The sequence below is a fragment of the Vicinamibacterales bacterium genome, assembly GCA_035699745.1.
Taxonomy (GTDB): Bacteria; Acidobacteriota; Vicinamibacteria; order Vicinamibacterales; family 2-12-FULL-66-21; genus JAICSD01.
In genome coordinates this window covers 66,609-74,817 of sequence record DASSPH010000044.1, presented here as the reverse complement: position 1 = coordinate 74,817, position 8,209 = coordinate 66,609, and the positions used below count along the sequence as shown (strand labels likewise).

Annotated in this window: 6 protein-coding genes; 2 read left to right on the top strand and 4 right to left on the bottom strand. The window is 69.4% G+C overall.

All coding sequences use genetic code 11. The features are described 5' to 3' along the window. Nucleotides 1–202 precede the first annotated feature (202 nt). Nucleotides 203–1,348: a hypothetical protein gene (locus tag VFK57_09435; protein HET7695916.1), complete on the top strand. Its 1,146-nt coding sequence runs from the start codon at nucleotides 203–205 to the stop codon at nucleotides 1,346–1,348. A 14-nt stretch (nucleotides 1,349–1,362) separates the two neighbouring features. On the opposite strand, the gene VFK57_09430 is transcribed toward VFK57_09435, so the two are convergent. Together VFK57_09430 and VFK57_09425 are read right to left on the bottom strand one after the other, a co-directional pair. Continuing rightward, nucleotides 1,363–3,765, bottom strand: coding sequence for a hypothetical protein (locus VFK57_09430; protein ID HET7695915.1), 2,403 nt, complete (start codon nucleotides 3,763–3,765; stop codon nucleotides 1,363–1,365). Beyond that, nucleotides 3,755–4,054, bottom strand: coding sequence for a hypothetical protein (locus VFK57_09425; protein ID HET7695914.1), 300 nt, complete (start codon nucleotides 4,052–4,054; stop codon nucleotides 3,755–3,757). Before VFK57_09425 ends, VFK57_09430 begins: the two co-directional genes overlap by 11 nt. Before the next feature lie 88 nt (nucleotides 4,055–4,142). Here VFK57_09425 and VFK57_09420 point away from each other — a divergent pair, with 88 nt between their 5' ends. After that, nucleotides 4,143–4,535 (top strand): hypothetical protein, encoded by a 393-nt coding sequence (locus VFK57_09420; protein HET7695913.1) that lies wholly within the window; start codon nucleotides 4,143–4,145, stop codon nucleotides 4,533–4,535. Between the two features lie 76 nt (nucleotides 4,536–4,611). Here VFK57_09420 and VFK57_09415 read toward each other — a convergent pair whose 3' ends face one another. Together VFK57_09415 and VFK57_09410 are read right to left on the bottom strand one after the other, a co-directional pair. After that, complete coding sequence (locus tag VFK57_09415; protein ID HET7695912.1) at nucleotides 4,612–7,494, bottom strand: M14 metallopeptidase family protein; 2,883 nt, start codon at nucleotides 7,492–7,494, stop codon at nucleotides 4,612–4,614. Between the two features lie 50 nt (nucleotides 7,495–7,544). Next, on the bottom strand, nucleotides 7,545–8,099 hold the full coding sequence (locus tag VFK57_09410; GenBank protein ID HET7695911.1) for a type II secretion system protein: 555 nt from the start codon (nucleotides 8,097–8,099) through the stop codon (nucleotides 7,545–7,547). Between the last annotated feature and the right edge of the window lie 110 nt (nucleotides 8,100–8,209).

The window sequence follows — 8,209 nt, the reverse complement described above, 5'->3', positions numbered from 1 at the left end:
CCTGCCCGACGGCGAGCGAAGCGAGCCCCCTTCCACCCTGCCCGACAGGGAGCGAAGCGACTGTCCCCGTCTCTGCCCGACGGCGAGCGAAGCGAGCCCCCTTCCACTCTGCCCGACAGGGAGCGACGCGACTGTCCCTGTCTCTGCCCGACAGGGAGCGAAGCGACCCTCCCTGGCCCGGACCTTGCTGAGGTGAAGTGGTGTGAAGCGCCGGACTGCGGCTCCGCGGCTGCTGGCTCTGTCGTTCCTGTTCCTCGTGATGGCCGGATGTCGGGATGGTGCGCGGCCGGAGAATGGCGCGCGCAATCCCGAGCGCGGGGCGCTCACGCCGGCCGAGCGTGAGGCGGCGCTTGCCGCGGCGCGCGTCTGGCTGCCGCCGCGCGTCCCGGCGAGGGCGGTCGATTTCTCCCGCAATCCCGAGGGTCCGGGCGCGTTCGACGAAGCGCAGGACGTCGAGTGCACCTTCAAGAAGAAGAAAGCAGGTGGAACGACCCCGAAGTTCTACTGCACCCTGCCGGACGGCGACACCGTGAAGGTGAAGTACGGCGAGCCGAACGGCGAGATCCCGTCCGAGATCGTCGCCACGCGTCTGCTCGCCGCGCTCGGCTTCCCCACCGATCGGATGTATCGCGTCCACAGCGTGCGCTGTAAGGGATGCCCGCCGATGCCGCAGCAGGCGCTGCAGTGTCTCGCGGAGGGGGGCCCCGAGGTGGTGTGCCTGCAAGGCGCAGCCGACTCGCGGGTCGTGACCTTCGAGCACGCGGCAGTCGAACGGCCGTTCCCCGGGCGCAAGATGGAGGCGGCGGAGGACCAGGGCTGGAGCTGGTACGAGCTGGACAAGATCGATCCGGCGCGCGGCGGTTCGAGCCGCGCCGAAGTCGACGCACTGCGGCTGATCGCGATCGTCATCGCGCACTGGGACAACAAGGGGGAGAATCAGCGGCTCGTCTGCCCGCACGGCAAAGACCGTCCCGACGGCTCGTGCACGCAGCCGCTGGCGATGGTGCAGGACCTCGGGGCGGCGCTGGGGCCCAAGCGGATGGACCTCCTGAACTGGCGCCGCGTGCCGGTGTGGACCGACACCGGCGCGTGTCAGGTGAGCATGACGTCGCTGCCGTTTCGCGGCGCGACCTTCACCGACCGGCAGATTTCCGAGGAAGGACGGCAGTTTGCCCTGAAGCTGCTGCGCGCGCTGTCAGCCGCGCAGCTGAACACGCTGTTCGAGGCGGCGGGCGTCACCACCTTCAGCCACGTGCTCACCGAAGCGCACCAGCCGCAGGCATGGACCGACGCCTTCCTCGCCAAGGTGGACGCGATCGCCTCGGCCGGCCCGTGCCCGAAGTCGTGAGCGGGGCAAGAGCCTCAGGTGCCGGCCACGCCAGGGGCGACCCACCCGAGGGCGACGACCTGCACCAGCACCTGTCCGCGCTTGGGTGACAGCGAGACGGTGTCGACGCGCGAGGCATCCGCGTCGAAGCGCGCCGCAATCGCGGCGGTCTCCTCCGCAATCTGCGCGTCCAGCTCCTCGAGCCCCTTTTTCGCCACGTCGACGTTCTCCTCCGCCCGCTTGATGTCGTCCTGCTCCTTGGACGCGCGGCCGAGCCCTCGCGCCGCGGTGGTCGCACGCCCGAGCGTGCTGGTGCTGATCGACTTGCGCCCGAGGAGCGCGCCGAACACGGTCGCGGCGATGGAGACGCCGCTCTGCAGCTTCGCGTGCGACGCCTGCTCCTGTTCGCGCTGCACCCCCTGCTCCGCGCGCCGGATCTTCTCCTCCAGCCGCGCGCGCTTCTCGGCGAACCTGCGGCGCAGGTCCTCGACGGCGGCGTCGCGCGCCTCGCGCTGCGCCCCCTGCACGCGGATGCGGAAGTCCCGTTCGCTCTCGCCCGCCGCCGACGTCAGCTTCAGCGCCGCGTGCCGGTACAGCTCGAGCTTCTGCGACTGCGTGAGCCAGGCGACGAACGCCTTCTGCCACGCGGCGTAGCTCTTCGCCGCGGACGCCGCTTTGGGCAGCGGCGCGAATGTGGCACCGTCCGCCGGCGTGGTCTCGAGATCCGCCGGTGCGACGTCGAGGACCGCGGCCTCCTGCCAGTCCACTGCGACCGCGCCGTCGCGAATCGGCGCCGCGGCGACGATGTCCCGCGCCTCGTCGATCTTGAGCTTCGCGTCGCTGAACGTGATCCGCGCCACGCCGAGCGCCACCGGCGAGTAGTGCGGATGACCGCCTGTCGCAGAAACGAAGTACTCGGTGACCTCCGGCGGTAGCACCGGCCGCGTACCCGAAAAGGAGCCAGACCCGGGTCTGACCCCTTCTGTCCCCTTTTTGCTCCACAAGGGGTCAGACCCGGGTCTGACCCCTTCCGCAGGCGCCGCCGCGGACGCGGAGGTGAGCGTCTTGATCTGCTCGCGCGACAGCGGACCCCGCAGGTACGACATCGCCCAGCGGCTCTGGAACGTGATCGGACCCGCCGCGTGGACGTCGTGGAGCAGGAAGACCCGCTTCCCCAGCGACGACAGCGTGCGGTCCGCCTCGTCCCGATTCAGCGCGCCCGCCGCCGCCCCCTCGAGCCCGTCGAGCACGCGCGCCTTGTCGCGCTCGGTCTGCAGCCGGCCGAGGAACCAGGTGCCGGCGTTCCCGAGCCCCTTGTAGTCCAGGTCGACGGTGTTCTGCGTCGCGAGGACGACGCCGATGCCGAAGGCGCGGGCCTGCTTCAGCAGCGTGAGCAGCGGCGGCTTGGACGGCGGATTCGCCACCGGCGGAAAGTACCCGGCGATCTCGTCCATGTAGACGATCGCGCGCAGGCTGCTGGTGCCGCTCTGACGCCGCATCCACCCCACGATCTCGTTGAGCAGCAGCGCCACGAAGAACATCCGCCGCGCGTCGTCCAGGTGGGCGATCGAGATGATCGAGACCCGCGGCTTCCCCGCCGCACCGTAGAGCAGCGTTCCCGCGTCCAGCGGCTCCCCCGCGAGCCACTGCTCGAAACCCGGCGACGCCAGGACGGAATTCAGCTTCGTGGCCAGCGTGAATCGCTCCTTCGACGGGTAGTACGCATCCGCGTCGAGCACGCCGATCTTCTGGAACGGCGGCGACTGCACCCCCTGGATCAATCCGGCGAGGTCCATGTCCCGCCCCGCCTTCCAGCTCGCCGCGAGCAGGGTGGAGAGGAACGTGTGCTCGCGCCCCCCGGTCTCCGCCTCGACGTTCGCCAGCGTCAGCACGCTCATCGCCGTCGTCGACGCGCGTTCCGAGAGCGCCTCGCTGTCCGCGCGGAGGCTCTCGGCCGGCGCGGCGAAGGACGAGAGGATCGACAGCGGCACGCCGGCGCTGCTGCCCGGCGTGTAGATCCGGAACTCCGCCGACGACCGCAGGCGCTCGATGCGCGCCCCATCCTGCCCCCATTGCGCCAGACCCTTCGCCCACAGCTCCGCTTGCTGCGACGCGTAGGCCTCGGCGGTAACCCCCGCGCGCCGCGCTTCGTCCTCGTCGATCCAGGGGCGGAAGTCCTCGGACGCGAGGCGGGGAAAGGTCAGCAGCAGGTTCGAGAGGTCTCCCTTCGGATCGATGGCGATGGTGGGGACGCCGTCGATGGCCGCCTCTTCGATGAGCGACAGGCACAGCCCGGTCTTGCCGCTGCCGGTCATGCCGACACAGACCGCGTGCGTCAGGAGATGACGTGAATCGTAGAGCACCGGAGCGCCGGCGGTGGCGCCGGAAGGATCCGTCTCGCGTCCCAGGTAGAAGACGCCGAGCTTCTCAAACTCCATCGTCGGGTGTGGTGGCATTGGCAACTCGCGATTCGGTGGTTTCGGGACGGCTCCAGCGCTGAACCGGGATGGACAGCAGCCAGTATTGGCGCCGCAGCTCGATTACCCGTCCGGAGTACTCGTCCGTCGGGAACTCGCCGGCGAGCAGCCGGCGTTTGAGGCGGCGGATCTCGTAGCGATAGAGATCGCTGAGCGCCTCGCGCACCACGGCAGGCGGCGTCTCGGGGCGCGGGCACAAGCCATGGCCGGCGAGGATCTCGAGCGCTTCGGGCGCGTACTCGTACCGCACATCCTCACGATAATCACCAAATCACCCGATCGCCAAATCACGAGATCGCGTATCATCCCTCGTCTCTGAAATTACTCGCGGAGGGCTTATGACAGATGAACGGGAATCCTCGGGCGACGGCATCCTGATGCGATCGGCGGACGTCGTCGGAGGCGCGCTCGGGACGGCGGTCAACACGGCGTCACAGGTCGCAGGGAAGGCCGCTTCCACGGCGGCGTCGGCCGGGCAGACCGCGGCGGCCGCGGCCGAACGCGTTGTCCCCGCTCCGGCGCGGCGAGCGGTCCGGCGCACCGCCAGGCGCGTGGCAAAGAAGACGCGGCGCGCGGTGAAGGTGGTCGCCCGGCGCGCGGCGCGCACCGCCGGACGAAAGAAACCGACCGTGAAGGCGCGGAAGGCAGCCTCCGGACGGGGACGCGCGTCCGCGAAGAAGACGGCAGCGCGCTCGTCCGCAAAGAAGACCGCCGCGCGCAAGAAGCGTTAGAAGAGCTGCCGGCTACCAGCTACCAGCTGCCGGCTTCCCGCCAGGGCGGGGAGCCGGGAGCGGGCAGCTGTCGCGGCTACTTCGCGGCGCCGAGAATGCCGTTGAAGAGGAACCGGAACGTGCCGTGCGGCTGCGCGCGGAACGTGATCTCGGGTCCGAAGGCGAAGACCTTGCCCTGGCCGACCGTCGCCTCGAACGCCGCGGTCCCTCCCTCCAGGTAGTTCTGTCCCCACGCCCAGCCGCTCCGCAGCGGACGATCGGAATCGAACCACATCACGGGCCGGACGCCGCGAGCCGCCGCGTTCGGCGCGAGGCGGAATACGGGACTGTTGTTGAAGAACACGTCCACGTGATCCTCCGAGCCGGCCGCGGACGGCGCTGCCGGATCGACGGCGACGCGCAGCACGGAGCCGGGCACGTAGTACTTGTCGGCGCTGAGCGGCCGATCCGGCTGCCCCGGCTGACGATCGAGCAGGTGCTCGCTGACCGGCAGGTCGAACGCATCGGCCAGCGATCGCGCGGCGCTGCCCGCGGCGACGATGATGCCGCCGGCCTCGACGAATTTGCGCACGTTCGCTTCCGCGGTCGCGCCCGGACCGGTGCCTGTCGTCACCTGACAGAGGCTGCGCAGATCAGGATCGCCCGGCTGGCCGGCGCCCCCGGCACGGCCGCCCCCGGGTCCGCCGGCCGCGGCAGGTTCATCGCCGCCGCCGCCGCCACCGCCGCCGCGCCCGCCACCCCCGCCGGGACGGAATGCCGCACCCGACGGCAGCACGATCACGTCGTACTTCGCGCGCAGGCCGGTGTCGTCGAAACCGGCGCCGCAGACGATCGTGTACGGGAACTCGAAGCGTTCGAGCAGGAAGCGCGTCCAGCCCGACGGCATCGATCCGGTCGGCGTGTCCCACAGCGCGATGCGGCGCTGCGCCAGCTTGACGCCGCCGGCGGGCGCGGAGGCCGCGGTCTCGACGTTGACGCCCAGCTCCTGCGCGCCCTTCTGCACGATCGGGGTCGCCGCCGCGCTCGCCGGGACGAAGAAGGCGCCGTTCGGCAGCCGGAACACGTCGCCGCTCGCTTTCAACACGCGATTGACGATCGTGAAGGAATCGTTGATCGCCGGCGAGAGCAGGTAACCGGCGGTCGCGGTGCCGGCAATCCGTCCCGGCACCGGTGACGCGAGCCCGTCGATTTCCTTCAGCGCTCCCGTCACGTCGTCGAACAGGCGATCGAACCTGACGCCCATCTGATACGCGAGCGTCCAGCCGGCGCTGTCGTACGGGCGGCGCGGGATGCCGCGCTCGTCCATGTCGTTGGGATGATCCTGCGGCTCGAACATGTCGAGGACGTGGGCGCGACCGGCCTGCGCCGTCTTGACGACGTAGGACCCGGCCGGGTAGGTCTTGCCGCCGGCGCTGAGCGGCGCCGTCGCCTGGTGCACCTCGACGCCGATGTAGCGCAGCGCGTTGACGAACTTGGTGGCGGTCGCGAAATCCGCCTGGTCGGCGCCGATCACGAACACGCGGGGATCGCGGCGCGCCGGATCCTTCAGCACGCTCTTGTAGGTCGCCAGGCTGAGACCGCCGCGTCCGCGGCCGCCGCCCGCCGGCGCATCGGGTGTGTCGCCGCCGGCCGCGGCCTGTCCGGCGCCTGCGCCGCGCCCGCCTTGTCCTGAGCCCGCCGCAGGGCCGCCGCGGCCGCCGGGCGGGGGCAGCGCCGCCGCCAGCCGAGCCATGTCTTCGTTCGACACCGTCCAGTGATCGCGCGACCCGCGCGCGATCTGGTTCGCGCCCATCTTGTAGATATTGAAGAGGAACTGGTCCTTGTAGCGCGAGGCGAGGTCGAGCACCGCGTAGTTCGCCGTCACCGAGTAGTCGATCGACTGGCGGAAATGCCATTCCTGCGGCTCGATCGGCGCCGGCAGGTCGGCGCGCGGGAGAATCTGCCCCTGGATCGCGGGAATCTGCATCGGCGTCGGGTTGCCGATGATCTCGGTGAGCAGGCCGATGATGTTCTGGAAGTACGCCGTCGTGCGCAGGCCGCCGTTCCACCACGTCGAATACGAGGCGCCGGACCGCATCGTGAAGCCCGGCTTGCCTTCCTGCAGGAACCGGTGGTGCATGTGGGCGCCGACCATGTCGAGCCCGGTCACGATCATCGGATCGAAGTTGTAGTTGAACGGATCGCGGAACGGCGGCGAGAAGATCACCGTTCCGGCCGGTCCGGTCTGGTGGTGGTTGTACATGATCTGCGGCAGCCACTCCCAGTACATCAGCTTGTTCATGTTCTGGGATTCCCTGGTGTTCGACATGTAGAAGTCGCGGTTGTTGTCGTGCCCCGCGTACTTCTCGTAGAGACGAGGGCTGCAGGTGCGCCGCAGCGACGGCTCGGACGCCTGCATGTAGCACTTCGAGACCATCTGCATGCCGTCGGGATTGGCGTGCACCGCGACCACGATCACGTCGCGCAGGATGCGCATCGTCTCCTCGTCCGTGCGGCTCACCAGCTGATAGACCGTCTCGATCAGCTGGTGCGGCCCGACCACCTCCGTCGCATGCAGGCCGCCGTCGATCCAGACGACCGACTTGCCTTCCCTGGCCAGCGCCCGCGCCTGGTCGTCCGTCAGCCCGCGCGCGCGGTGCAGCTGCTGCGAGATCTGCTTGTAGCGCTCGAGCTTCGCGAAGTTCTCCGGCGCGGTGACGATCGCGGCGAGATGCGGCCGGCCCTCTTCGGTCTTGCCGATCTCGATCACCTGCATCCGGTTCGACTCTTTGTCGATCTTCTGCCAGTACTCGGCGAACTGCGTGTAGGTGGCGAGATGGTAGTCGTCGCCGATGTTGAATCCGAAATGCGCTTTGGGTGAGGTGACGGCCGCGGCCCTGGTCTGCGCCTGCGGGGCCGACGCGGCAGCGGTCAGGAGCGCGCAGACGAGCGTCAGCGCGCGAACTCGACGCACAAACATGTATCCCCCTCCGGCTTTGGAGGGGGATACAGTATCAGATCGACGATCGTTTACTGCTGCTTGATCGGCGTGCCGACCGGCGGCGGTCCCGATTCAGGCATGACGCCGTTGAACGTCGAGGTGTGCATGTAGATCGTGCCGTCGGCGTTCGTGCCGTAGAAGTGCGGATTCCCCGCCGGGTCGAGCGGATCCGCCGCCGCGGAATAACCAGGCGCGGCCCCGCCGGGGGCGAGGCCGTTGCAGCTCCCGGGCGCCCCGGACAGCGCCGTCCCCGCCATGGTGAACGAGTAGCCCTGCTTCACGAACGACGCGCCGGTGCTCAACTCCGGCGGCAGGAAGGCCGACGTGGCCGCCGGCGGCGCGACGCCCAGACGCGTGAACGTCGGCGAGTAAAAGCCGGACCCGCAGGTCACCGCAAAACTCAATTGCGCGCTGTTGACGACCCGCAGCGTCGCAATCGCGGATGCCGACTGCGCCACGTTCTTGGCGCGCAGCAGCGACGGCAGCGCCATCGTGGCGATCGTGCAGATCAACGATGCCGTGAACAGCAGGTCGATCAGCGTGAATCCGGACTCTCCGTTGGTCGCCGGTTTATGTGCGGTCATGGCTCCCACCTGGGACACTTTTCGGCACCTTGCCGATTTATGACAGTCTAAAAAGTGGCGCGGACGCGGGGTTCCAGGGCCTGGCGCTTCGTTTAAGTGCTGGATCCTGA

What these genes read in the sequence shown, in the direction of transcription:
- VFK57_09430 (HET7695915.1), bottom strand. Translation starts at nt 3,765, where the DNA reads ATGGAGTTTGAGAAGCTCGGCGTCTTCTACCTGGGACGCGAGACGGAT.
- VFK57_09420 (HET7695913.1), top strand. Translation starts at nt 4,143, where the DNA reads ATGACAGATGAACGGGAATCCTCGGGCGACGGCATCCTGATGCGATCG.
- VFK57_09415 (HET7695912.1), bottom strand. Translation starts at nt 7,494, where the DNA reads ATGTTTGTGCGTCGAGTTCGCGCGCTGACGCTCGTCTGCGCGCTCCTG.
- VFK57_09410 (HET7695911.1), bottom strand. Translation starts at nt 8,099, where the DNA reads ATGACCGCACATAAACCGGCGACCAACGGAGAGTCCGGATTCACGCTG.